Origin of the sequence: Massilia sp. WG5, from assembly GCF_001412595.2 — a bacterium.
In the GTDB taxonomy this organism is placed as follows: Bacteria; Pseudomonadota; Gammaproteobacteria; order Burkholderiales; family Burkholderiaceae_D; genus Telluria.
The window spans coordinates 3,156,160-3,177,103 of sequence record NZ_CP012640.2 but is presented as its reverse complement, the minus strand read 5'-3'; the positions used below and the strand labels follow the sequence as shown (position 1 = coordinate 3,177,103).

Here is a 20,944-nt window from a genome sequence, read left to right as displayed (position 1 = left end):
CTCGGCAATATCGACAGCACTCCTTGCTCCGTCGAGCAATGAATTGTTGAGGATATAAGCGATGAAGGATATGAAGGGAGGAAGCCAGTTCGGGATGATCAACCTGCTCAAGGCCGGCGCCGCGCAGCTGATCGTCCTGCACCACCTGGCCTTCTACGGCCCGATGGCCGACCAGGCGCGTCCGCTGATGCCGGCGCTCATCGACTGGCTCGATGCCTACGGCCGCATCGCCGTGCAGGTCTTCCTCGTCGTCGGCGGCTTCCTGGCCGCGAAATCGCTGTCTCCGCAGGCCCGGCCCGGCATCGCCCATCCGCTTCGCACGATCGGGCGCCGCTATATCCGGCTGGCGCTGCCCTTCATGGCGGCGATGCTGCTGGCGATCGGCGCGTCCTGGCTGGCCAGCCAATGGATGAGCCACGATTCGATCTCGGCGCCGCCGACGCTGTCCCAGCTGAGCGCCCATTTCCTGTTGCTGCATGACGTGCTGGGTTACGAGGCCCTGTCGGCCGGCGCCTGGTATGTGGCGATCGATTTCCAGCTGTATGCGCTGGCGACCCTGCTGTTCTGGAGCGCAGGCCATCTGCTTGGCACGCGCTCCCGGGCCTGGCTGATGCCGGCCCTGGTCGCGCTTGGCGTCAGCGTCTCCCTGCTGTATTTCAACCGCGATGCCGACTGGGACGTGTGGGCGCCGTATTTCTTCGGCAGCTATGGACTCGGCATGCTGGCGTGGTGGGCCAGCGATCCGGCGCGCAAGCCGGGCGAGGTGGCGCTGCTGCTGGCGATGACGGTATTGCCGACGCTGCTGGCGCTGAACCTGGAATTCCGCAGCCGGATCGCGGTGGCGCTGGTGGTCGCCTGCACGCTGTTCCTGTTCGGCCGCATCAGGCTGGCCGATGTCCGCAGCCAGGCATGGGCGCTCGTGAATCGCCTGGCGACGATCTCGTTTTCGGTCTTCCTCGTGCACTTCCCGGTGTGCCTGGTGGTGAATGCCGCGTTTACCCGCTTCGTGTCGGAGCAGCCGCATGAGCAGGCCCTGGGGATGCTGGTCGCCTGGGGCGCCAGCCTGGCGGCCGGGGCGGCGTTTTATCGCTGGGTGGAGCTGCCTTTGGGCCGCATGCTGGCAAGGCTGACGCAGCCTGCGACAGCGCGGCCATTCCTGATAAGCCAGACCGGTATGCAAAGCCGGGCCATTGCCAAGCTCCGGGCCTCGCGATAAATCCGGGCGGATTTACTCCAGCCGGACAGCAATATCGAATATCCAGGTACGGCGGATTTCGATCACGTCGTACTGGTGCGCCAGGGACGGCGGAAAAGCGCCAAACGGCGCCTGGCTGGCAATGATTTTTCGTACCGCGTCGTCGATGGCGGCGACGCCGCTCGACGTCACGAAGCACACTTTTTCGACGGTACCATCGGCCCGAACCGCGATCGTCACCGTCGGCCGGGTGTAAGGCTGCTTGATGAGCTCGCGCACCATCCCGAAGGTCATGTTCTTTTCGATCTTCTGGCTCATCGCCTCTGCGTAAAGGACGAGATCGCGGTTTGTATCGGCGCGCCCGAACAGCCAGCCGCGGCGCAGCGTGCTCGCCGAAGGGAGGGCCGAGCGCGATGTCGCATCGCGTTGGGCCGCTTCCCGATCCAGCTGCCTGCCGATCGCCTTGAGACGTTCCTCGTGTTCGGCTTCTTGCCTGGCCTTGTCACGCTGGGCCTGGTCTTTCTTTTCCTGTTCTTGCTGCGCAGCGTCCCGTCGGGCGGCGTCGGCGCGTTCCTGTTCCTGTTTTTCCGCAGCCTGGCGTGCCTGCTCAAGCCGCCTGGCCTGCTCTTGACGCAGTGCTTCCTGGCGTTGTGCTTCCAACTGCGCCTGTTTTGCCTGTTCCTGCCGAGCGGCTTCCTGGCGGACGCGTTCCTGGCGCTGCAGTTCCAACTGCGCCTGTTTTGCCTGTTCTTGCCGGATCGCCTCGGTGCGCGCAGCTTCCTGTCGCAGGATCTCGGCTTTTTCCTGTTCCTGGCGCTCGGCGTTCAATCGGGCAGCCTCGTCCCTTGCCGCTTGCTCGGCGCGCGCCGCCTCGACGCGGAGCAATTCCTGGCGTGCGGCTTCACGTTGTGCGGCGGCCATTAATTCCGCTTGCTTCAGGTTTTCGGTACGCTGTTTCTCCTGTTCGCGTCCCGCCTGATCCAGCGCCGCGCGGTCCTGGATCGCTTGTTCAACTGGTGGCTCCGCGACCTCGCGGGCAACGCTCTGGCTGGGCGCTTCACTGGCGTGTGCCGGGAACCGCCGTGCCACCGGGGCTATCGGCAGCGGCGCAATGGCTCGCTTGGCCGTCATGACGGGGTCGACGACAGACGCCGGCGCCGAGTTCGCTGCCGGTCTGGGCTGCGGCAATGGCGTCGCAATCGGGGAGGTCGACATGGATGTCACCGTGCTGCCAATCGCAGCGACATCCTCCACGGCGAGCACGGGATTGGCTTCCTTGGCCGGCGCCGGCGGCGGCAACGGCGCGAGCATGACCTTCAACTCATCGGCCCCGAGTCGCCGTTCTTTCCATGGCAGCTTGAAGCCGGGCAGGCCGAAGGTCTGGCCACCTAGGCTAATGCTGAGCAATAGCGCGTGGAACAGCACGGCGATCAGTAGCGCTGTGCTCATGCGCCGTTGATCGCTCGCCATGAAAAGGCCGTGAAAACGCCCGCTGCTTACTGTCGAGAACATGCGAACAGACTATCACAAGGGTTTCACCTATTGATAGAAAAACAAAAAAGCGTGGTTTCTTTGTCGGTTGAATCGATAATCCGGCTTAGTTCTCGTCAAACCATCATCGGACGCTTGTCGTCATGCTTACCGCGATGAACCGAACTGGTCAAAACGGAGCGTGAACGATGAAGCGATTCCTGGTGTGCCTTGCTGTGCTGCTGTCGGTGTTACCCGCCATGGCGCAGGATTATTTGCCGCGCGACGTGCAGCGCTTCGTGGATCGCCGCGAAACCTGCGACCAGGTGCGCAGAGCGCCCGAGGCCAGGGAAAAGCTGGCCAGGCTGTGCACGGGCACGGACAGGGAGCTTGCACAGCTGAAGCGGAAATACGGCGCCAATTCGACGATCATGCAAATCCTGAACCAGTTCGAAGGGGGCATCGAGATCGCGGACATTAAAAAAGCCAGCTTATCGAAAGCTGGCTTTTTGCCGGGCGGCGCTCAGGAAAATATCAAACGTCGATATTCCCCGCCTGCAGCGCATTCGACTCGATGAAGTGACGACGCGGCTCGACTTCATCGCCCATCAGCGTGGTGAAGATCTGGTCCGCCGCGATGGCATCCTCGATCTGCACCTTCAGCAGGCGGCGCACGGTCGGATCCATGGTGGTTTCCCACAGCTGTTCCGGATTCATCTCGCCCAGACCCTTGTAGCGCTGCTTGGACACGCCACGTTCGGCTTCCTCGCGCAGCCATTCCATGGCCTGCTGGAAGTCGCGCACGGCGCATTCCTTCATCTTTTCGCCTTCGCCGCGGCGGATGATGGCGCCGTCGCCCATCAGGCCCTGGAAGGTGGCGGCCGAATTGGCCAGGGTCGCGTAGTCGGCGCCGGCCACGAAGTCGGCGTCGATCGAGGTCACCTGCACGTTGCCGTGGTAGATACGCTCGATGCGCAGCGCGTGCTTGTCCGACAGTTCGTCGGAACGCACGCCCACCTTCACGCTCGGCTCGGCGATGGCATCCATCATGGCCCGGGCCGATTTCTCGGCGGCTTCCTGGCTCGACAGGTCCAGCGTCACGCCGGTCATGATGGCGGACAGGGCGGCGCGGTCGATCACGCGCGTCAGGCGCATCATGATGGCGTTGGCCTTGTTGTACTTCTCCACCAGGTCGCCCAGGGCGCCGTCGGTGATCGGCTCCGCGCCGTCCTGCGGGATCAGGGCGGCGGTGTTCAGGGCCACGCGCATCATGTAGCTGGCTTCCTCGACGTCGTCCTTCAGGTAGCGCTCGTCGCGGCCGGCCTTCACCTTGTACAGCGGCGGCTGGGCGATGTAGATGTGGCCACGCTCGACTAGCTGCGGCATCTGGCGGTAGAACAGCGTCAGCAGCAGGGTACGGATGTGGGCGCCGTCGACGTCCGCGTCGGTCATGATGATGATGCGGTGGTAGCGCAGCTTGTCGACGTTGAACTCGTCCGGGCCGATCGAGGTGCCGAGCGTCGCGATCAGGGTCGTGATCTGCTCCGACGACAGCATCTTTTCGAAACGCGCCTTTTCCACGTTCAGCACCTTGCCGCGCAGCGGCAGGATGGCCTGGAACTTGCGGTCGCGGCCCTGCTTGGCGGAACCGCCTGCGGAGTCACCCTCGACGATGTACAGTTCGGCCAGCGCCGGGTCGCGTTCCTGGCAGTCGGCCAGCTTGGACGATAAGCCCAGGCCGTCCATCACGCCCTTGCGACGGGTCAGGTCGCGCGCTTTACGGGCGGCTTCGCGGGCGCGCGCTGCTTCGACGATCTTGCCGCAGATGATCTTGGCGTCGTTCGGCTTTTCGTTCAGGAAGTCGGTGAGCGTCTTCGCCACGATCTCTTCGACCGGGCCGCGCACTTCCGACGACACCAGCTTGTCCTTGGTCTGCGACGAGAACTTCGGCTCCGGCACTTTCACGGACAGTACGCAGGTCAGGCCTTCGCGCATGTCGTCGCCCGAGATCTCGACCTTCGCCTTCTTGGCGAATTCGTTCTCGTCGATGTACTTGTTGATCACGCGCGTCATCGCCGCACGCAGGCCGGTCAGGTGGGTGCCGCCGTCGCGCTGCGGGATGTTGTTGGTGAAGCACAGCACCTGCTCGTTGTACGAGTCGTTCCACTGCATCGACACGTCCACCGAGATATTCGTGCCCTGGTCCGACTGGCGATCGCCGGTGGCCTGGAACACGGTCGGGTGCAGCACTGCCTTGGCCTTGTTGATGTACTCGACGAAGCCGCGGGTACCGCCTTCGAAGGCGAAGATTTCTTCCTTGCCGTTGCGCTGGTCGCTCAGCTTGATGTTGACGCCGTTGTTCAGGAACGACAGCTCACGGATGCGCTTGCTCAGGATGTCATAGTGGAACTCGACGTGCGTGAAGATTTCTTCGTCGGCCCAGAAGTGCACTTCGGTGCCGCGCTTGTCGGTGTCGCCGATAATCTTCATCGGCGAGACTTCGACGCCGTCGACGACTTCGATGATGCGGTCCATCGGCACGCCGCGCGAGAATTCCAGCTGGTGCACCTTGCCTTTTTGGCGAACGGTCACGCGCAGCAGCTTCGACAGCGCGTTCACGCACGAGACGCCCACGCCGTGCAGGCCGCCGGACACCTTGTACGAGTTCTGGTTGAATTTGCCGCCGGCGTGCAGTTCCGTCAGGGCGATCTCGGTCGCCGAGCGCTTCGGCTCGTGCTTGTCGTCCATCTTGACGCCGGTCGGGATGCCGCGGCCGTTGTCGGTGATCGAGATCGAGTTGTCGGAGTGGATCGTGACGTGAATCTCGGTGCAGTAACCGGCCAGTGCTTCGTCGATCGAGTTGTCCAGCACCTCGAACACCAGGTGGTGCAGGCCGGTGCCGTCCGACGTATCGCCGATGTACATGCCCGGACGCTTTCGCACGGCTTCCAGGCCTTCGAGGATCTGAATCGACGAGGCGCCGTACTCTTCCGCCTTGGCAGGAGAGGATTCCAAAACTGCTTGAGTGTTCTCGGACATGACTGCTTTCTCAAATAACGGGTGAATCAGACCGCGGACTTGTGACCCGCGGTTGCGCCCAACAAGAACATATATGGGCGGCTCAGCGCTTTTTAAATACGCATCGGCATGACGACATACTTGAAGTCGCCATTTTCAGGAATCGAAATCAGGGCCGAGGAATTCGAATCGCCCAGCGAAATGTTCACCTGGTCGCACTTCAGGTTGTTCAGCACGTCCAGCAGATAGGTGACGTTGAAACCGATGTCGATCGCATCGCCGCCGTAGTCGATCTCGAGTTCTTCGACCGCTTCTTCCTGGTCGGCGTTGGTCGAGCTGATCTTCATCGAGCCCGGGGCGATCAGGCAGCGCACGCCCTTGAACTTATCGCTGGTCATGATCGCGGCGCGCTGCAGCGAACGCAGCAGTTCATCGCGGCCGATCGTGAAGTCGTTCTTGTAACCCTTCGGGATCACGCGCGTGTAGTCCGGGAACTTGCCCTCGACCAGCTTCGACACCAGTTCGATGTCGGCGAAGGTGAGTTTCACCTGCGAGGCGGCGATGTCCAGGCGGACGGTTTCGTCGCTTTCTTCCAGCAGGCGCTGCAGTTCGATGATGGTCTTGCGCGGGATGATGACTTCCTGGCGCTCGAAGCTTTGTTCCGCTTCGACCTGCGCGAAAGCCAGGCGGTGACCGTCGGTCGCGACCGCGATCACGTTGTTACCGTCCAGCACCAGCAGCAGGCCGTTCAGGTAGTAGCGGATGTCCTGCTGGGCCATCGCGAAGTGCACCATGTTGAACAGGTGCTTCAGCGTCTTCTGCGGCAGGGTGACGGAGGCGTTGTAGGTGTCGGCCACCGAGACGGTCGGGAATTCCTCGGCCGCCAGGGTCTGCAGGGCGAAGCGCGACTTGCCGCTCTGGACGGTCAGGCGCTTGTTCAGCAGGGTCATGGTGACGTCGCCCGATTCCGGCAAGGCGCGCAGGATGTCGAGCAGCTTGCGCGCGGCGACCGTGGTGCCCGTCTCTTCAGGACCCGAGCCGATATTGGCCAGGGTCGTGATCTGCACCTCGGTGTCGGTCGACAGGAAAGAGACGCTTTCGCCGTTCTTGCGAATGAGGATATTGGCCAGAATCGGCATAGTGTGCCGACGCTCGACAATACCACTCACGATTTGCAGTGGCCGGAGAAGCGTGTCTCGGGTGGATTTGACCAGTTGCATAAATATCCCTCGGTTTTTATAAGGTAAAAATGTTGTCTGTGCAATATTTTGCCAGAAATCACTAAGGAAAAACCTTAGCCCTTCAGCGTTTGCTCCAGCACGTGCAGCTCGTGGTTGCACTCGGCGTTCTTCTGGCGGTCCTGGGCGATCTTGCGGACTGCGTGCAATACCGTCGTATGGTCGCGGCCGCCGAACAGCTCGCCGATTTCCGGCAGGCTCTTTTGCGTCAGCTCCTTCGCCAGGTACATGGCGATCTGGCGCGGACGGGCGATGTTGGCCGGACGGCGCTTCGAATACATGTCCGCAACCTTGATGTTGAAGAAGTCGGCCACCGTCTTCTGGATGTTTTCCACCGAAATCTGGCGGTTCTGTACCGACAGCAGGTCCTTCAAGGCTTCCTTCACCACGTCGATGGTGATTTCCTTGCCGTGGAAGCGCGAGTAGGCCAGGATCTTGCGCAGCGCGCCTTCCAGCTCGCGCACGTTCGAGCGCAGGTGCTTGGCCACGAAGAAGGCGACGTCGTCGTTCAGCACGACGCCTTCCGATTCCGCCTTCTTCATCAGGATCGCCACCCGCATCTCGAGTTCCGGCGGTTCGATCGCGACCGTCAGGCCGGAGTCGAAGCGCGAGATCAGGCGATCGTCCATGCCGGTGATCTCTTTCGGATAGGTGTCCGAGGTGATGATGATCTGCTTCTTGGCCGCGATCAGCGCCTCGAAGGCATAGAAGAACTCTTCCTGCGTGCGGCTCTTGCCGCCGAAGAACTGGATATCGTCGATCAGCAGCATGTCCAGCGAGTGGTAGTAATGCTTGAAGTCGTCGAAACCCTTGCGCTGGTAGGCGGTCACCACGTCGCGCACGTACTGCTCGGCGTGGATGTAGCGGATGCGCGCGCCCGGCTGGTCGGCCATCACCTGGTTGCCGATCGCGTGGATCAAGTGGGTCTTACCGAGGCCCACGCCGCCGTAGAAGAACAGCGGGTTGTAGGAGACGCCCGGGTTGTTCGCGACCTGGATCGCGGCGGCGCGCGCCAGCTGGTTCGCTTTACCGGTGACGAAGTTCTCGAAGGTGAGCTCCGGATTGACGCGGCTCTGCTCGCGGCGCGGGTTGTTGGCGATGACGTTATCCGGCGTGACGACCGGCGTGGCCGGCACCGTGTTGTCGGCGGCGGCATTGATGCCGATCGCGCCCGCAGCCATCTCGGCGGTCGAGCTGGTCGGCTGGCGATTGCTCACCGCGTCTGGTTTCTTCGGCAGATTTCGTGGGTCGAGCACAAACTGCACCTCCACCGGGCGCTCCCAGAAGTCGGAGGCGAGGGCGGTGATGCGGTTGGCGAATTGTGACTTTACCCAGTCGAGCTTGAAGCGGTTGGGCGCCGCAATGCGCAGCTTGCCGTCCTCATAGTCGAGGGCGACGAGTGGTTTGATCCACGCGGTATATTGCTGCGGCGTCAGCTCGAGTTCCAACTGCGTGGAACAGGCCTGCCAAAAGTTTTCCATACATCGACTTATTTAAGCGTAACACTCTATTTTAACTGTCTTCTCGGAAGTTATCCACAGGCGTGGCAGGTTTTTTCCACCGAATCTCAACAGCGTGATGCACATGCGCAACCGTTTGACAGGCTGTCAAGGCGGCGCTGCGGCGCAACAGCTTTCTTGACAGCTCGGCCGAAAATGCTGTCTAATTCAGGGTTCCCCGCCCACACGCATTGCCAACTCAGGCACGCGGCATATGGGCGAACAAGCTTTGCTGAGGCGTGACGCTGGCTTAACAACTGCGAAATGTCATTGGCGCACTGCTGGCTTTTGATAGCTCAGCCCCGATTTTGCATTCTAATTTGCTTTAAGCGAGACCACCATGAAACGTACTTACCAACCTTCCGTCGTTCGTCGCAAGCGTACGCACGGCTTCCGCGCACGTATGGCTACCCGTGGTGGCCGCCTGGTCCTGAACGCACGCCGCGCCAAGGGCCGCAAGCGTCTGGCTGTCTAAGCCCAGGTAACGCCCCGTCGACCGCGCCCAGCAATGACAGGCGAAGGTTCGCACGACTTCGCGCGCGTTCGGCGTATCGTAAAAACGGATGAGTTTTCATCCGTTTTTCGTTTGCGCCCGGCACAAAAAACCGCGCATTTCGTGCTCTATACCCGACCGAATGCCCTGCCGCATGCGCGGCTGGGCGTCGTCGCGGCCAAACGTTTCGCTCCGCGCGCGGTCACGCGCAACACCATCAAGCGCATTACGCGCGAACTGTTCCGCACCACGCCGCTGCCGGCGCTCGATTGCATCGTGCGCCTGGCGCGGCCGGTCAACGCCAAGGACGGCCCGGCCACGAACGCGGCCCTGAAGACGCTGCTGCGCACCGAGCTGGCGCGCCTGTTCGCGTCGCAGGCGCCCAAGCCGCGCAAACCGGCAGCCGATCCGGCGCCCGGTGCCCCCGGTGTGCCGGACCATCCCGGACAGCAGCCATCATGAACCGGTTGCTCGTCTGGCTGTTGCGCGGTTACCAGTTGCTGGTGTCTCCGATGCTCGGGCCGAGCTGCCGTTTCTATCCGACCTGTTCCAATTACGCGATCGAAGCGGTCCGGCTGCATGGCGCCGCGCACGGCGGCTGGCTGGCCTTGCGCCGCGTCTGCCGCTGCCATCCGTGGAACGCCGGCGGCAACGACCCCGTGCCACCCCCACCAACCGCTTGCGGTTGCAAGCATTCCTGAATAAGACCCAATGGAAATCAATAAACGTACCATCCTGTGGATCGTGTTCGCCGTCTCGCTGGTCGTCCTCTGGAACGACTGGATGGTGGCCAACGGCAAGCAGTCGATGTTCTCGGCGCAGCCGCCTGCCAAAGTCGCGACCGCACCCGCTGCCCAGCCGAAGGTGAACGACCTGCCGGCCCCGGCAGCCACCCCCGCTTCCGTGCCCGGTGCCGTCCCGGCTGAAGGCGCCGCCGCTGCGCCGGCGCCGATCCAGACCAAGCTCATCACGATCACGACCGATGTCTATAAAGCCGACATCGACACCGCCGGCGGCGTGATCCGCCGCCTGGAACTGCTGAAATACCGCGACAAGGTCGATCCGACCAAGAACCAGCTGCTGTTCCACGTCGATCCGGCCAAGGGCCGCCTCTACCTGGCGCAGACCGGCCTGACCCCGGCCGCGACCGGCGTCCTGCCGAACCACAATACCCCCTTCGTGGCCAAGCCGCTGGTGACCAACGGCGACCAGACCCAACTGGTGCTGGAAGCGGAGCAGGGTGGCGTGCGCCTGACCAAGACCTTCACCTTCCGCCGCGGCGACTACGTGATCGGCGTGCGCCATGACGTGACCAATATCGGCACCGTGCCGGTCTCGCCGAGCCTCTACCTGCAGTTGCAGCACGACGGCAGCAAGCCGGAAGGCGACACCTATTTCAACAGCAGCTACACCGGTCCGACCCTGTACACCTCGCAGGACAAGTACCAGAAGCTGACTTTCGACAAGATCGCCAAGGGCAGCGACTCGCATGCGACCAAGGCCACCGACGGCTGGATCGCGATCTCGCAGCACTTCTTCGTCTCGGCCTTCATCCCGCCTGAGAACATGCAGCGCGACATCTACACGAAGAGCCTGGGCAACAACCTGTTCGCCATCGGTACCGTGCTGCCGCTGGGCACCGTGGCGCCGGGCGCGACCGTGTCGAACGAGACCCGCCTGTATTCGGGTCCGCAGGAAGAGAAAGTGCTGGAAAAGGTCACCCCGGGCCTGGAGCTGGTGCGCGACTACGGCTGGGCAACCATCATCGCCAAGCCGATTTTCTGGACCATGGACCAGCTGCACCAGATGATCGGTAACTGGGGCTGGACCATCGTCGCCTTCACCATCCTGATCAAGCTGCTGTTCTTCCCGCTGTCGGCGGCCGGCTACCGCAGCATGGCCAAGATGAAGACCGTGACGCCGAAGATGCAGGCGCTGCGCGAGCGCTTCAAGAACGACCCGGTCAAGATGCAGCAGGCCACCATGGAGCTGTACAAGACCGAGAAGATCAACCCGCTGGGCGGCTGCCTGCCGATCCTGATCCAGATGCCGGTGTTCCTGGCCCTGTACTGGACCCTGCAGGCATCGGTCGAGATGCGCGGCGCACCGTGGGTCCTGTGGATTCATGACCTGACCGCCCCGGACCCGTTCTACATCCTGCCGATCCTGTACGCGATCTCGATGTTCGTGACGACCCGCCTGAACCCGCAGCCGGCCGATCCGATGCAGGCCAAGATGATGATGTTCATGCCGCTGGCGTTCTCGGTCATCTTCATTTTCTTCCCGTCCGGCCTGGTGCTGTACTGGGTGGTGAACAACCTGATCTCGATGGCGCAGCAGTATGTGATCACCAAGAAGTATGCGCCGGTGAAGTAAGCGGCTTTCGCTGCGCTGAAAGGAGCCCGTGCTTGCACGGGCTTTTTTATTACAATCCCCTCATGAAACTAGACACCTCCCCCATCGCCGCCATCGCCACCGCCCCCGGCCGCGGCGGCATCGGCGTCGTGCGCGCGTCCGCCAAGTCGCTGGCGCCGCTGATCGACGCCCTGTTCCCGGGCGTGACGCTGGCCCCGCGCCACGCCACCTATATCCCGTTCAAGGATGCGAATGGCGCCGTCATCGACGAAGGCCTGGCCCTGTACTTCAAGGGGCCCCACTCGTATACCGGCGAAGACGTGCTGGAACTGCAGGGCCACGGCGGCCCGGTGGTGCTGCGCATGCTGCTGGCGCGCGTGCTGGAAGCGGGTGGCGGCTTCGGCCTGCGCCTGGCCGAGCCGGGCGAATTCACCCGCCGCGCCTTCCTGAACGACAAGCTCGACCTGGCCCAGGCCGAGGCCGTGGCGGACCTGATCGACGCTTCCACCGAGGCCGCGGCAAAGTCCGCTTCGCAGTCGCTGTCGGGCGCCTTCTCGAAGGTCGTGCACGAACTGGTCGACAAGACCATCAACCTGCGCATGCTGGTCGAAGCCACGCTCGACTTCCCGGAAGAGGAGATCGACTTCCTCGAAAAATCGAATGCGCGCGGCCAGCTGGCCGGCATCGTCGACGCCCTGGACAAGGTATTCAGCCAGGCGGCCCAGGGCGCGCTGCTGCGCGAAGGCCTGAACGTGGTGCTGGTGGGGCAGCCGAACGTCGGCAAGTCCTCGCTGCTGAACGCGCTGGCCGGTTCCGACGTCGCGATCGTCACGCCGATCGCCGGCACCACGCGCGACAAGGTCAGCGAGACCATCCAGGTCGAGGGCATCCCGCTGAACATCATCGACACCGCCGGCATTCGCGCGCTGGACGAGGGCATCGACGTGGTCGAGCGCATCGGCATCGAGCGCACCTGGGGCGAGGTCGGCAAGGCCGACGTGATCCTGCACCTGCTGGATGCCAACCTGGGCCCGGCCAAGGCCGACGAGGACATCGTCGCCGCCTTCCCGGCAGGCGTGCCCGTCATCCGGATCTGGAACAAGATCGACCTGTCGGGCCACAAACCCTCGGTGGACGTGAGCGCGGACGCGACCCACATCTACCTGTCGGCCCACGAGAAGATCGGCATCGAGCTGCTGCGCAAGGAGCTGCTGCGCATCGCCGGCTGGCAGCAGACCGGCGAGTCGCTGTACCTGGCGCGCGAACGCCACCTGATCGCCCTGCGCGCCGCGCGCGAGCACCTCGACATGGCGGCCGCCCACGCGGCGCAGGACGACCAGTCGCTGGACCTGTTCGCGGAGGAGCTGCGACTGGCGCAGGACCAGCTGTCCAGCATTACCGGGCAGTTCACGCCGGACGACCTGCTGGGGGTGATCTTCAGCCGGTTCTGCATCGGTAAATAGCCTGGATCCCCGCCTGCGCGGGGACGGCGTCATTCCAGGTACGGCTTCAGCAAGGCCGCGACCCAGTCCATGAAGGCCACCGCCCGCGCCGGCACATGGCGCCGGGTCGGATACACGAAGGCCAGCGGCATCGGCGCCGGCCGGTAATCCGGCAGTACCTCGACCAGCCGGCCAGCGGCGAAATGCTCGCGCAGCCCGGCCCACGGCACCTGGATCAGCCCGAGGCCGGCCAGGCAGGCGGCTTCGTAAGAGGCGGTGCCGTTCACCGTCAGCGCGCTGCCCACCGGCGCGGCATGCGTATGCCCGCCATCGAACCATTCCCAGGCCGGGGCGCTGCCGCCCAGCTGCGCGTCATAGTGGACCAGGCGATGCCGGGCGAGGTCCTCGAGCCGCTGCGGCGTGCCGTACTGCGCCAGGTAGGCCGGGCTGGCGCAGTTGACCTGCCGGTAGTTGCCCAGCGGGCGTGCGACCAGGGTGGAGTCGGTCAGCATGCCGGCGCGCAGCACGCAGTCGTAGCCTTCGCGGATCAGGTCGACGCGGCGGTCGGCGGTGCCGAGGTCGATCGTCAGTTGCGGATGCTTGGCCATGAATTCGCCCAGGCGCGGCAGCACCAGCCTGGTGGCCATCATCACCGACATGTCGACCCGCAGGCGCCCCGCGAGGACGTCGGCGCCGCTGCGGAACATGCCGCGTAACAGCTCGACTTCATCCAGCACCTGACGGCTGCGCGCATGGAAGGCTTCTCCCTCCTGCGTCATCTGGACCCGCCGCGTGGTTCGCTGCAGCAGGCGGGCGCCCAGCTGCTGCTCGAGCTGGCGCACTGCCGCCGAGACGGTCGCGTTGGGCAGGCCCAGCTGGCGGGCAGCGCCGCTGAAGCTTTCGAGTTCGGCCACCTTCAGGAAGATCTGGATCGTATCGAGCTCATTCATGTCCCCATGATTATTCGCGGATTCTGCAAAGTCAATTCGAATATGGTCGGTTTATTGCAGGGACGGCGAAGAATACACTGGACGCCTCTTACGAAAGGAGTCCGACATGAACCCTCGCATTGCAATCGTCACCGGCGGCAGCCGTGGCCTGGGCCGCAGCATGGCCCAACACCTGGCGCGCGACGGCGCCGACATCATCCTGACTTACCAGCAGAACGAAGCGGCGGCGCGCGACACCGTGACCGGGATCGAGGCGCTGGGCCGCAAGGCGGCGGCGCTGCAGCTGGACGTGGCCGACAGCCGCGCTTTCCCGGCCTTCGCCGCGCAGGTCGATACGACCCTGGCCAACTGGGGCCGCACGGGCTTCGACATCCTGGTCAACAATGCCGGCAGCGGCCTGCACGTGCCGCTGATGGAGCTGACCGAAGAGCAGTTCGACGGCATGATCGCGATCCACCTGAAATCGGCCCTGTTCCTGACCCAGGCGCTGGCGCCGCGCCTGAACGACGGCGGGCGCATCCTGAACATCTCCAGCGGCCTGACCCGCTTCACGCTGGCCGGCGCCGGCGCCTATGCCGCAGCCAAGGGCGGCGTCGAGGTGCTGACGCGCTACCTGGCGCGTGAACTGGCCGAGCGCCGGATCTCGGTGAACACGCTGGCGCCGGGCGCCATCGCCACCGATTTCGGCGGTGGCCGGGTGCGCGACGATGCGAACCTGAACGCCTGGGTCGCTGCGCAGACGGCGCTGGGCCGCGCCGGCGTGGCCGACGATATCGGCGGCGCCGCCGCCAGCCTGCTGGCCGAGGGCAGCGCATGGATCACCGGACAGCGTGTCGAGGCATCCGGCGGCATGGGGTTATAATTTACTGAACAATTCACGGGCGAGGCAGGAATGGAAAAGGGCGGGTTGTCGCGGCGGCGTTTCGGTTTGATGGCGGCGGCCGGGGTAGCGGTAACGGCCGGCGCCTTGCTCGCTTCCTGCGCCAGCCTGACCGGCCCGCGCCGCGTCGAGCTGTCCGAGGCCAAGCTGCAGGCGGGGCTGGAACGCCGTTTCCCGCTGCGTAACCGCCTGCTCGAACTGTTCGACGTCCAGCTCACCCGCCCGCAGGTGGCGATCCTGCCGCAGAGCGACCGCGTGGCGCTGACGATGGACATGTCGGTGTCGCCGCCCTTCCTGCGCCAGTCCTGGGCCGGCACCATGACCCTGTCCGGGCACCTGTACGTCGACGCCGCGCGCAGCGGCGTGTTCCTGGCCGACGCCCACGTCGACCGCTTCGACATCGAGGGCATGGACGGCGCCCGCGCGCGCGACCTCGGGCGCGCCGCCGACGTCCTCATGAACCAGCTGGTGCGCGACGTCGCCATCTACAGCTTCCGCATGGACGACCTGCGCTATGCCGGCACCCAGTTCGTGCCCACCCGTCTCGAGACCGTCCCCGGCGCGCTGGTCGTGACCGTCGAACCGGTGCGCTGAAGGCGCCGTCGCAAATCCGACACGCGGGGCGCGCACGATTGAATGGACCGGTGCGCCTGTTGCCATTACTGCTATCATTTCCCGCAGCTAGAAGTCCGGCATCGCTCGCTTCGATGAATCGGAGAGTACCGTAACTGTTGCGCCACCAAGACTGTCGTCAGCACGCCATTGCGGAGGTAGCGCAATCGGCGCACACTGAGTACGGCTTCGGAAGCGCATCAGCATGCAATGGACAAGCCGCGCTTGCGCTTTCTCATGCACACGGTGTTCCACTGAAGTAATCTCTGCGATACTGAAGTGCAGCCGGTAAGGGGGTGACCTTGGAAACGATACAGGAAAGTTTTCCGGAGAAGAGTCTGGCCGTCGAGCCGCTCGTCGCCGCGTCGATGAACACCAGTGCCACGCCGGTGCCGGCCCGTCTCAGCCTGCCGCCGAAAGGCTCGTGCTGGTACTGTGAAAAACCCTTGGACAGCGTGCGCCGCTTCTGCGGCAAATCCTGCTCCGACTCCTTCGCCGAAGAAGCGGCATTCAACCAGCCCAGCTAAGCAGCTGGCTGATCGTCTGGCGTTAGCGGTTCAGCAGCGCCAGCGCGGCTTCGAAGTCGAAGATCTCGATCGCTGCCGCTACGTGCCGGTAGCGTTCTTCCCCCAATTCCCTCGCCAAGCTTGCTGCGGCTTCCTGCACCAGGTCGACCGCGTCGCCGTTGCCGTCCGCGAGCAGGATGCGCAGACGCGCCGTGGCGCCGCCGCACCCGTCGTGCGGCAGCGCCGCTTGCGCCTGGATCTGCGCCGGCGCGGCGCTGTCCGCCGCATCCAGTTCGCACAGCACCCGCTCGAGCGCAGGCTCCAGCCGCGCGAGGTGGGGCGCCGGATCGCCGCCCTGGCGCAGCACCTGTTCCAGGGCCTGCGCGGCGTCCCGCAGCGGCACCGCTTCGATCATCCCGGCCGCGCCTTTCAGGGTATGGGTCAGGCGCTGCGCCAGCGGGAGGTCGGCGGCGGCGAGCGCGCCGCGGAGCGCGCCGGCCGTGTGCTGGTACTCCTTGCGGAAGCGTACCAGCACGCGCGCGAACAGGGCGGCGTCGCCCATCAGGCGGGCGACGCCTTTCGCATGGTCGATGGCGGGCAGGGAGGAATCGTGGTCGGGAAGCGGGCGGGCGCTGGTGGTCATGGCCCGCCGCTTACTTTGTGGTGAACGACCAGGTCTTGCTGACCGGGGCGCCGCCCACGGTGCCGCTGAAGCTCACGTCGTAGGTCGTGTTCGCCGTCAGCGGGGCCAGCGGAATGATGGCCGCCACCGATGACATGGTCGTGTTCGAATCCACATTCTTCAGCAGCAGGCGCGTCGCCAGCGCCGCGCCGCCCCGCGGGCGCACCGTGAAGTTCTGCTGTTGTACCGCGATCGCCTCGGTCAGGTTCGCATGCACGCTGATCGGGTAGCCGACCTCGTTGCGGTCCGGGACCGGATCCGGTTCCTCGTAATCGCTCATGAAGTTAGGCTGCACCCCGGTCTGGCCGTTCACCGGCCAGGTGGCGATGGTATGGCTGGGCAGTCCCGGGCCGTAGCCGCGAGTCGCACCGAGATTGGTGGTGAAGTAGATGTAGTTGGCCGAGGTCGCGGCCGAGCCGGTGCCCATGTCCTTGAACAGCGGCTCGAACATCACGAAACGGTGGTAGATCGCCGTGACCAGTTCCTCGGCCAGGTAGAAGCCGGTGTTGCTGGTGGTGGCGGCGATGATCTCGCCCGAGGCATAGTCGGGCACCAGCGTATAGCCGGCGGCCTGCACGCGGGCTTCCACGGTGGCACCGGTGAAGCCGGGCTTGGCGGAATCCTCGTCGTGGGTCACTGTGTTGTTCAGGCGCTGGTAATCCGAGTGGGCCTGGGCGGAGCGGTCGAGCATGTTGTTCCGCACCAGCGCGCCGAGGCCAGCCTGGGCGCGCCGGTAGTTGATCCAGTTGAAACCGTCGGTCGCCACATTGTTCGTCAGGACCGGCGCCGAAGCGTCCTGTCCCGAGAACCCGGTCGACGTCGGGCCGGTAACGGCATTCGCGCCGCCCTTGTCCGAGCCGCCGCCGCAGGCCGTCAGCGCCAGTGCAGCGATGCAGGCGGCAAGGATGCTCTTCGCAGGATACGTTTTGATCATCATGTAAGACTCCCAACTTCCGTCAATACCGGGTACAAAGAGCTGCCATTCTAGGCCAATTCGGCGATCCATGACGGCCGGGCGCGATAAATCCGTTGCGTACGTAAGTCCATGTAAAATAAGCCATTCTTTCCCTTTGCCGAGCCCCCGATTTGAAGCCTAGCCGCCAGCAGCGCCTCGCGCGCGCCAAGTTTGCCCTGCCCAGTTTCGTGACCCTGCTGTCGATCGCCTGCGGTTTCGGCAGCATCGTCATCTCGGTCGACAACGCCCCGGTGGGCAACCCCGCCGACTACCGCCTGGCGGCCATCCTGCTGGTGCTGGCCGGCGTGTTCGACGCCCTCGACGGCTTCGTGGCGCGCGCCACCAATACCCAATCGGCCTTCGGCGTGCAGCTCGACTCGATCGCCGACGTGATGAACTTCGGCTGCGCCCCCGGCCTGCTGCTGTACTGCTACGGTTTCGCCCAGATGAGCGCCTCGCATCCGACCCTGGTGCGCATGGGCGGCCTGGCCTGTTTCGTGTTCGTGGCCTGCGGCGCGCTGCGCCTGGCGCGCTTCAACGTGATGGTGGGCCGGACCGACCCGCGCTATTTCGTCGGCATGCCGATCACCGCCGGCGCGGCCTGCGTGGCCTCGGTGGTGGTGGCCTGGCCGGACCCGGCGGCCGGCATGGGCCAGTCCTTCCTGGTGGCGCTGCTGATGGTGGCGGTCGGGGCGCTGATGGTGTCGACGATCCGCTTCCCCAGCTCCAAGCAGCCGAAGTCGAAGGCGACCTTCATTGCGCTGGGCGTGTGCGTGGTCTTGCTGGCGCTGCTGCAGACGCGCTTTTTCGCGCTGTTCTTTGTCTTTTATATCAGTGCGACGCTGCTGCTGAATATTGCGTGGCAGGGCGGGTGGCGCGGGGTCGCGCCGCCTCGCGTATACGAGGACTGATCAAGAGCGTTCAACAGGGACCTCAGGGCAAGGCGCATCGTCGAAGGCAGTACGCCAAGTACGGCGAGACGAATGGGCGCTCTAAGCGAACTTATCGAACAGCGCCGCCAAGTGAGCGGCGCTTTGTTTTGCTTCCTCCAGATCGGCCGCATTGCCGGTCTGGTTGACGATGCTGGCCGTGAGCAGCTGCACGAAGGAGCGGTCGAGCGCCTTGCGCGCCGCCGCCATCTGCTGGGCCACGGCGTCGCAGTCGGCCGGCGCGTCGGCCAGCGCCACCAGCTTCTGGATGCCGCGCAGCTGGCCTTCGACCCGCGCCAGGCGGTTCAGCAAATCCTTCTTCTGCAGCGCGCTGAGGGCGCGGCCTTCGACCGGCTGCATGCTCAGGCGACTTCGTGGCCGCGCGCCGCGCGCAGGATCGCGAACCAGTCGGTGCGCGACAGCTTGAAGCCGGTGCCGGCCACCGCCACCGCGATCGCTTCGATGCGGCCGCTGCCGGTCAGCGGGATCGGGCGCGAGGGCAGCTGCATGATCCAGGCGAAGATCACGCTGGCGAAGGGCTGGTGCAGGCGGTCGGCGATCTCCTTGACCACCAGGCGCAGGTTCTCGGCGTTCGCCTCGTTCGAGGTGAACAGGCGCCCGCCGGCCAGCGGCGACCAGATCATCGGCGCGATGCCCATGTCCTGCAGGCCATCGAAGGTCTCGTCGAACATCGGCGCCACGTGCAGCGGCGAGAACTCGACCTGGTTGGTCGCCAGCCCGATGCGGCGGTTCAGCACGTCGAACTGATGGCGGCTGAAGTTCGACACGCCCACATGCAGCACCTTGCCTGCCTGCTTCAGGCGGGTGAAGGCTTCGGCGATCTCGTCGAAGTCCATCAGCGGATCCGGACGGTGGATCAGCAGCAGGTCGAGGCGGTCGGTATGCAGCTGGCGCAGCGACTCTTCGGCCGAGGCGACGATGTGGGCGGCGGTGGTGTCGTAATGCTGGATCGTGTGTTCGGGGCGCTTGTTGGAGAGCAGCTTGATACCGCATTTGCTGACCAGCTGGATGCGGTCGCGCAGCGAGGGCTGGGCGCGCAGCGCTTCGCCGAACAGGCCTTCGACGCCGTAGTTGCCGTAGATGTCGGCGTGGTCGAAGGAGGTCACGCCCATCGCGATGCACTGTTCGATCAGGGCGATGCGCTGCTCGACCGTCATGTTCCACTCGACCATGCGCCACATGCCGGCGACGATGCGGGACAGTTCGAGTCCGTTCGCGCGGGTGGTGATGCGGGGGCAGTGCAGGTCGCGGGGGAGGGCGTGGGTCATGGCGGGTCTTTCCTTTGAACGATTCGAACGATTATAGCTGGAGCGTAAACGCAGGGTGGGCACCAGGTGCCCACGCGGAGAAGCCGACATGATGCGGGCGTCACGCGTGGGCACGGGGTGCCCACCCTACCGTAATTCCGGCAGCGCCGGAATTACTTCATCCACAAACGCATCGAGTCCCACGCGCGCCCGATGATGGTCGCTTCCGACACCTCTTCCAGCGACACCACCGGCAGCGCCAGCAGCGGTTTGCCGTCGACCATCATCTTCAGCGTGCCGACGCGGCCGTTCAGGGCCAGCGGGGCGACCAGCGGGTCCTTGCGCTCGAGGACCGGCTTCATTTTCTGCGCCACGCCCTTCGGCACGGTCACCAGCACGTCGTTGGGGAAGCCGATCTTCACGGTCGACTTCGAGCCCTTCCACACTTCCGGGGTGGCGATCGCCTGGCCCTTCGAGTACAGCTTGACGGTGTCGAAGTTCTGGAAGCCCCAGTTCAGCAGCTTCTGGCTTTCGGCGGTACGGTTGCCGTCCGAGGTGGCGCCGGACAGCACCGAGATCAGGCGGCGCTCGCCCGACGGGCCGTTCGGACGGTGGGCCGAGGCAATCATCGAAAAGCCCGAGGCTTCGGTGTGGCCGGTCTTCAGACCGTCCACGGTCGGGTCGAGCCACAGCAGACGGTTGCGGTTCTGCTGCTTGATCTTGTTATAAGTGAATTCCTTGATCGAGTCGATCTTGTAGAACTCGGGGAAGTCCTTGATCTCGTGCGAAGCCAGGATCGACAGGTCGCGTGCGGTCGAATAGTTGTCCGGGCTGGGCAGACCGTGCGGATTGGCGAACTTCGTGTTCTTCATGCCCATCTGCTGGGCCTGTTCGTTCATCAGGTGGACGAAGGTGCCTTCGTCGCCGGCGACCGCTTCGGCCAGCGCCACGGCGGCGTCGTTACCCGACTGGATCATCAGGCCGTACAGCAGATCCTTGATCGATACCGGGGTGGCCGGGTCGATGAACATCTTCGAACTGCTGCCGTCGACCTTCCAGGCGCGCTTCGACACGTTGACCATCTGGTCCAGCGTGATCTTCTTGTCGCGGATGGCGCCGAACACCACGTAGGCGGTCATGACCTTGGTGAGCGAGGCCGGCTCGATGCGCATGTCGGCATCCTGCGAGGCGATGATCTGGCCGCTGGTGGCATCCAGCAGCGTCCAGGAACGGGCGGCGATTTGCGGGGCCGGCACTTGCTGTGCGTTGGCGGCCGACATCAGGAGGGCACTGGCGGCGAAGGCCGCGATTAACTTTTTCATGGGAGGCAAGAGGAAATCAGAAGGGACGATGACGCATTGGCAATGCCTTTAAGGGGATCTCGAAAACCGTCGCGAGCGGCAGCAGTTCTGATCGAGAAGCGCAGCTGTACGAGAGTACAGCGAGCATCGC

At 64.4% G+C, this 20,944-nt stretch carries 21 protein-coding genes; 11 read left to right on the top strand and 10 right to left on the bottom strand.

Annotated elements, in window-relative coordinates:
- Positions 1-61 precede the first annotated feature (61 nt).
- Positions 62-1,216: an acyltransferase gene (locus tag AM586_RS14155; protein WP_082439341.1), complete on the top strand. Its 1,155-nt coding sequence runs from the start codon at positions 62-64 to the stop codon at positions 1,214-1,216.
- Positions 1,217-1,228: 12 nt separating this feature from the next.
- Here AM586_RS14155 and AM586_RS14150 read toward each other — a convergent pair whose 3' ends face one another.
- Positions 1,229-2,665, bottom strand: a complete 1,437-nt coding sequence (locus tag AM586_RS14150; protein WP_162600548.1) for a TonB C-terminal domain-containing protein — start codon at positions 2,663-2,665, stop codon at positions 1,229-1,231.
- Between the two features lie 209 nt (positions 2,666-2,874).
- Here AM586_RS14150 and AM586_RS28145 point away from each other — a divergent pair, with 209 nt between their 5' ends.
- Entirely contained in the window at positions 2,875-3,243 is a 369-nt protein-coding gene (locus AM586_RS28145; RefSeq protein ID WP_156328068.1) for a hypothetical protein, read from the top strand.
- Here the strand turns inward: AM586_RS28145 and gyrB are convergent.
- The 3 genes from gyrB to dnaA form a co-directional block, all read right to left on the bottom strand.
- A complete protein-coding gene (gene gyrB / locus AM586_RS14145; RefSeq protein ID WP_047821178.1) occupies positions 3,200-5,704 on the bottom strand; it encodes a DNA topoisomerase (ATP-hydrolyzing) subunit B in 2,505 nt (834 codons plus the stop codon). The genes AM586_RS28145 and gyrB overlap by 44 nt on opposite strands.
- Before the next feature lie 92 nt (positions 5,705-5,796).
- Positions 5,797-6,903 (bottom strand): DNA polymerase III subunit beta, encoded by a 1,107-nt coding sequence (gene dnaN, locus AM586_RS14140; protein ID WP_047821177.1) that lies wholly within the window; start codon positions 6,901-6,903, stop codon positions 5,797-5,799.
- Between the two features lie 74 nt (positions 6,904-6,977).
- On the bottom strand, positions 6,978-8,402 hold the full coding sequence (gene dnaA / locus AM586_RS14135; protein WP_047821174.1) for a chromosomal replication initiator protein DnaA: 1,425 nt from the start codon (positions 8,400-8,402) through the stop codon (positions 6,978-6,980).
- A gap of 358 nt (positions 8,403-8,760) precedes the next feature.
- On the opposite strand from dnaA, the gene rpmH reads away from it, so the two are divergent.
- The 5 genes from rpmH to mnmE all read left to right on the top strand — a co-directional run bounded on the left by rpmH (position 8,761) and on the right by mnmE (position 12,731).
- Entirely contained in the window at positions 8,761-8,895 is a 135-nt protein-coding gene (rpmH, locus tag AM586_RS14130) for a 50S ribosomal protein L34 (protein ID WP_075796440.1), read from the top strand.
- A gap of 33 nt (positions 8,896-8,928) precedes the next feature.
- The gene (gene rnpA, locus AM586_RS14125) at positions 8,929-9,375 is read left to right on the top strand and encodes a ribonuclease P protein component (RefSeq protein WP_082439807.1); all 447 of its coding nucleotides are present in this window, start codon (positions 8,929-8,931) and stop codon (positions 9,373-9,375) included.
- Positions 9,372-9,614, top strand: a complete 243-nt coding sequence (gene yidD, locus AM586_RS14120; protein WP_047821169.1) for a membrane protein insertion efficiency factor YidD — start codon at positions 9,372-9,374, stop codon at positions 9,612-9,614. The genes rnpA and yidD overlap by 4 nt, the downstream gene beginning before the upstream one ends.
- Positions 9,615-9,624: 10 nt before the next feature.
- Positions 9,625-11,289 (top strand): membrane protein insertase YidC, encoded by a 1,665-nt coding sequence (yidC, locus tag AM586_RS14115; RefSeq protein WP_047821167.1) that lies wholly within the window; start codon positions 9,625-9,627, stop codon positions 11,287-11,289.
- Between the two features lie 62 nt (positions 11,290-11,351).
- A complete protein-coding gene (mnmE, locus tag AM586_RS14110) occupies positions 11,352-12,731 on the top strand; it encodes a tRNA uridine-5-carboxymethylaminomethyl(34) synthesis GTPase MnmE (RefSeq protein ID WP_047821165.1) in 1,380 nt (459 codons plus the stop codon).
- Between the two features lie 29 nt (positions 12,732-12,760).
- Here the strand turns inward: mnmE and AM586_RS14105 are convergent, their stop codons facing one another.
- Positions 12,761-13,660, bottom strand: coding sequence for a LysR family transcriptional regulator (locus AM586_RS14105; RefSeq protein WP_047821163.1), 900 nt, complete (start codon positions 13,658-13,660; stop codon positions 12,761-12,763).
- A 106-nt stretch (positions 13,661-13,766) separates the two neighbouring features.
- Here AM586_RS14105 and AM586_RS14100 point away from each other — a divergent pair, with 106 nt between their 5' ends.
- The 3 genes from AM586_RS14100 to AM586_RS14090 all read left to right on the top strand — a co-directional run bounded on the left by AM586_RS14100 (position 13,767) and on the right by AM586_RS14090 (position 15,679).
- Positions 13,767-14,522 (top strand): SDR family NAD(P)-dependent oxidoreductase, encoded by a 756-nt coding sequence (locus AM586_RS14100; protein WP_047821161.1) that lies wholly within the window; start codon positions 13,767-13,769, stop codon positions 14,520-14,522.
- A 30-nt stretch (positions 14,523-14,552) separates the two neighbouring features.
- Positions 14,553-15,134 (top strand): DUF1439 domain-containing protein, encoded by a 582-nt coding sequence (locus AM586_RS14095; protein ID WP_229411014.1) that lies wholly within the window; start codon positions 14,553-14,555, stop codon positions 15,132-15,134.
- Positions 15,135-15,454: 320 nt separating this feature from the next.
- Positions 15,455-15,679: a hypothetical protein gene (locus AM586_RS14090; protein WP_047821157.1), complete on the top strand. Its 225-nt coding sequence runs from the start codon at positions 15,455-15,457 to the stop codon at positions 15,677-15,679.
- A 22-nt stretch (positions 15,680-15,701) separates the two neighbouring features.
- Here the strand turns inward: AM586_RS14090 and AM586_RS14085 are convergent, their stop codons facing one another.
- Together AM586_RS14085 and AM586_RS14080 are read right to left on the bottom strand one after the other, a co-directional pair.
- On the bottom strand, positions 15,702-16,301 hold the full coding sequence (locus tag AM586_RS14085) for an Hpt domain-containing protein (protein ID WP_047821155.1): 600 nt from the start codon (positions 16,299-16,301) through the stop codon (positions 15,702-15,704).
- Between the two features lie 10 nt (positions 16,302-16,311).
- On the bottom strand, positions 16,312-17,277 hold the full coding sequence (locus tag AM586_RS14080; RefSeq protein WP_047821153.1) for a CAP domain-containing protein: 966 nt from the start codon (positions 17,275-17,277) through the stop codon (positions 16,312-16,314).
- 149 nt (positions 17,278-17,426) lie between these two features.
- Between AM586_RS14080 and pssA the strand changes: the two genes are divergently transcribed.
- On the top strand, positions 17,427-18,206 hold the full coding sequence (pssA, locus tag AM586_RS14075; RefSeq protein ID WP_047821151.1) for a CDP-diacylglycerol--serine O-phosphatidyltransferase: 780 nt from the start codon (positions 17,427-17,429) through the stop codon (positions 18,204-18,206).
- A gap of 81 nt (positions 18,207-18,287) precedes the next feature.
- Here the strand turns inward: pssA and AM586_RS14070 are convergent, their stop codons facing one another.
- The 3 genes from AM586_RS14070 to AM586_RS14060 form a co-directional block, all read right to left on the bottom strand.
- The gene (locus AM586_RS14070) at positions 18,288-18,584 is read right to left on the bottom strand and encodes a metal-sensitive transcriptional regulator (protein ID WP_047821149.1); all 297 of its coding nucleotides are present in this window, start codon (positions 18,582-18,584) and stop codon (positions 18,288-18,290) included.
- A 2-nt stretch (positions 18,585-18,586) separates the two neighbouring features.
- On the bottom strand, positions 18,587-19,513 hold the full coding sequence (locus tag AM586_RS14065) for an aldo/keto reductase family oxidoreductase (RefSeq protein ID WP_047821148.1): 927 nt from the start codon (positions 19,511-19,513) through the stop codon (positions 18,587-18,589).
- Positions 19,514-19,665: 152 nt separating this feature from the next.
- Positions 19,666-20,814 carry a D-alanyl-D-alanine carboxypeptidase family protein gene (locus tag AM586_RS14060; protein ID WP_047821146.1) on the bottom strand — a complete coding sequence of 383 codons (1,149 nt, stop codon included), beginning with the start codon at positions 20,812-20,814 and terminating at the stop codon, positions 19,666-19,668.
- Positions 20,815-20,944 lie beyond the last annotated feature (130 nt).

Excerpts from the sequence above, each read along its gene's own strand:
- AM586_RS14155 (WP_082439341.1), top strand. The coding sequence starts at position 62 with ATGAAGGATATGAAGGGAGGAAGCCAGTTCGGGATGATCAACCTGCTC.
- AM586_RS14150 (WP_162600548.1), bottom strand. The coding sequence starts at position 2,665 with ATGGCGAGCGATCAACGGCGCATGAGCACAGCGCTACTGATCGCCGTG.
- AM586_RS28145 (WP_156328068.1), top strand. The coding sequence starts at position 2,875 with ATGAAGCGATTCCTGGTGTGCCTTGCTGTGCTGCTGTCGGTGTTACCC.
- gyrB (WP_047821178.1), bottom strand. The coding sequence starts at position 5,704 with ATGTCCGAGAACACTCAAGCAGTTTTGGAATCCTCTCCTGCCAAGGCG.
- dnaN (WP_047821177.1), bottom strand. The coding sequence starts at position 6,903 with ATGCAACTGGTCAAATCCACCCGAGACACGCTTCTCCGGCCACTGCAA.
- dnaA (WP_047821174.1), bottom strand. The coding sequence starts at position 8,402 with ATGGAAAACTTTTGGCAGGCCTGTTCCACGCAGTTGGAACTCGAGCTG.
- rpmH (WP_075796440.1), top strand. The coding sequence starts at position 8,761 with ATGAAACGTACTTACCAACCTTCCGTCGTTCGTCGCAAGCGTACGCAC.
- rnpA (WP_082439807.1), top strand. The coding sequence starts at position 8,929 with ATGACAGGCGAAGGTTCGCACGACTTCGCGCGCGTTCGGCGTATCGTA.
- yidD (WP_047821169.1), top strand. The coding sequence starts at position 9,372 with ATGAACCGGTTGCTCGTCTGGCTGTTGCGCGGTTACCAGTTGCTGGTG.
- yidC (WP_047821167.1), top strand. The coding sequence starts at position 9,625 with ATGGAAATCAATAAACGTACCATCCTGTGGATCGTGTTCGCCGTCTCG.
- mnmE (WP_047821165.1), top strand. The coding sequence starts at position 11,352 with ATGAAACTAGACACCTCCCCCATCGCCGCCATCGCCACCGCCCCCGGC.
- AM586_RS14105 (WP_047821163.1), bottom strand. The coding sequence starts at position 13,660 with ATGAATGAGCTCGATACGATCCAGATCTTCCTGAAGGTGGCCGAACTC.
- AM586_RS14100 (WP_047821161.1), top strand. The coding sequence starts at position 13,767 with ATGAACCCTCGCATTGCAATCGTCACCGGCGGCAGCCGTGGCCTGGGC.
- AM586_RS14095 (WP_229411014.1), top strand. The coding sequence starts at position 14,553 with ATGGAAAAGGGCGGGTTGTCGCGGCGGCGTTTCGGTTTGATGGCGGCG.
- AM586_RS14085 (WP_047821155.1), bottom strand. The coding sequence starts at position 16,301 with ATGACCACCAGCGCCCGCCCGCTTCCCGACCACGATTCCTCCCTGCCC.
- AM586_RS14080 (WP_047821153.1), bottom strand. The coding sequence starts at position 17,277 with ATGATGATCAAAACGTATCCTGCGAAGAGCATCCTTGCCGCCTGCATC.
- AM586_RS14070 (WP_047821149.1), bottom strand. The coding sequence starts at position 18,584 with ATGCAGCCGGTCGAAGGCCGCGCCCTCAGCGCGCTGCAGAAGAAGGAT.
- AM586_RS14065 (WP_047821148.1), bottom strand. The coding sequence starts at position 19,513 with ATGACCCACGCCCTCCCCCGCGACCTGCACTGCCCCCGCATCACCACC.
- AM586_RS14060 (WP_047821146.1), bottom strand. The coding sequence starts at position 20,814 with ATGAAAAAGTTAATCGCGGCCTTCGCCGCCAGTGCCCTCCTGATGTCG.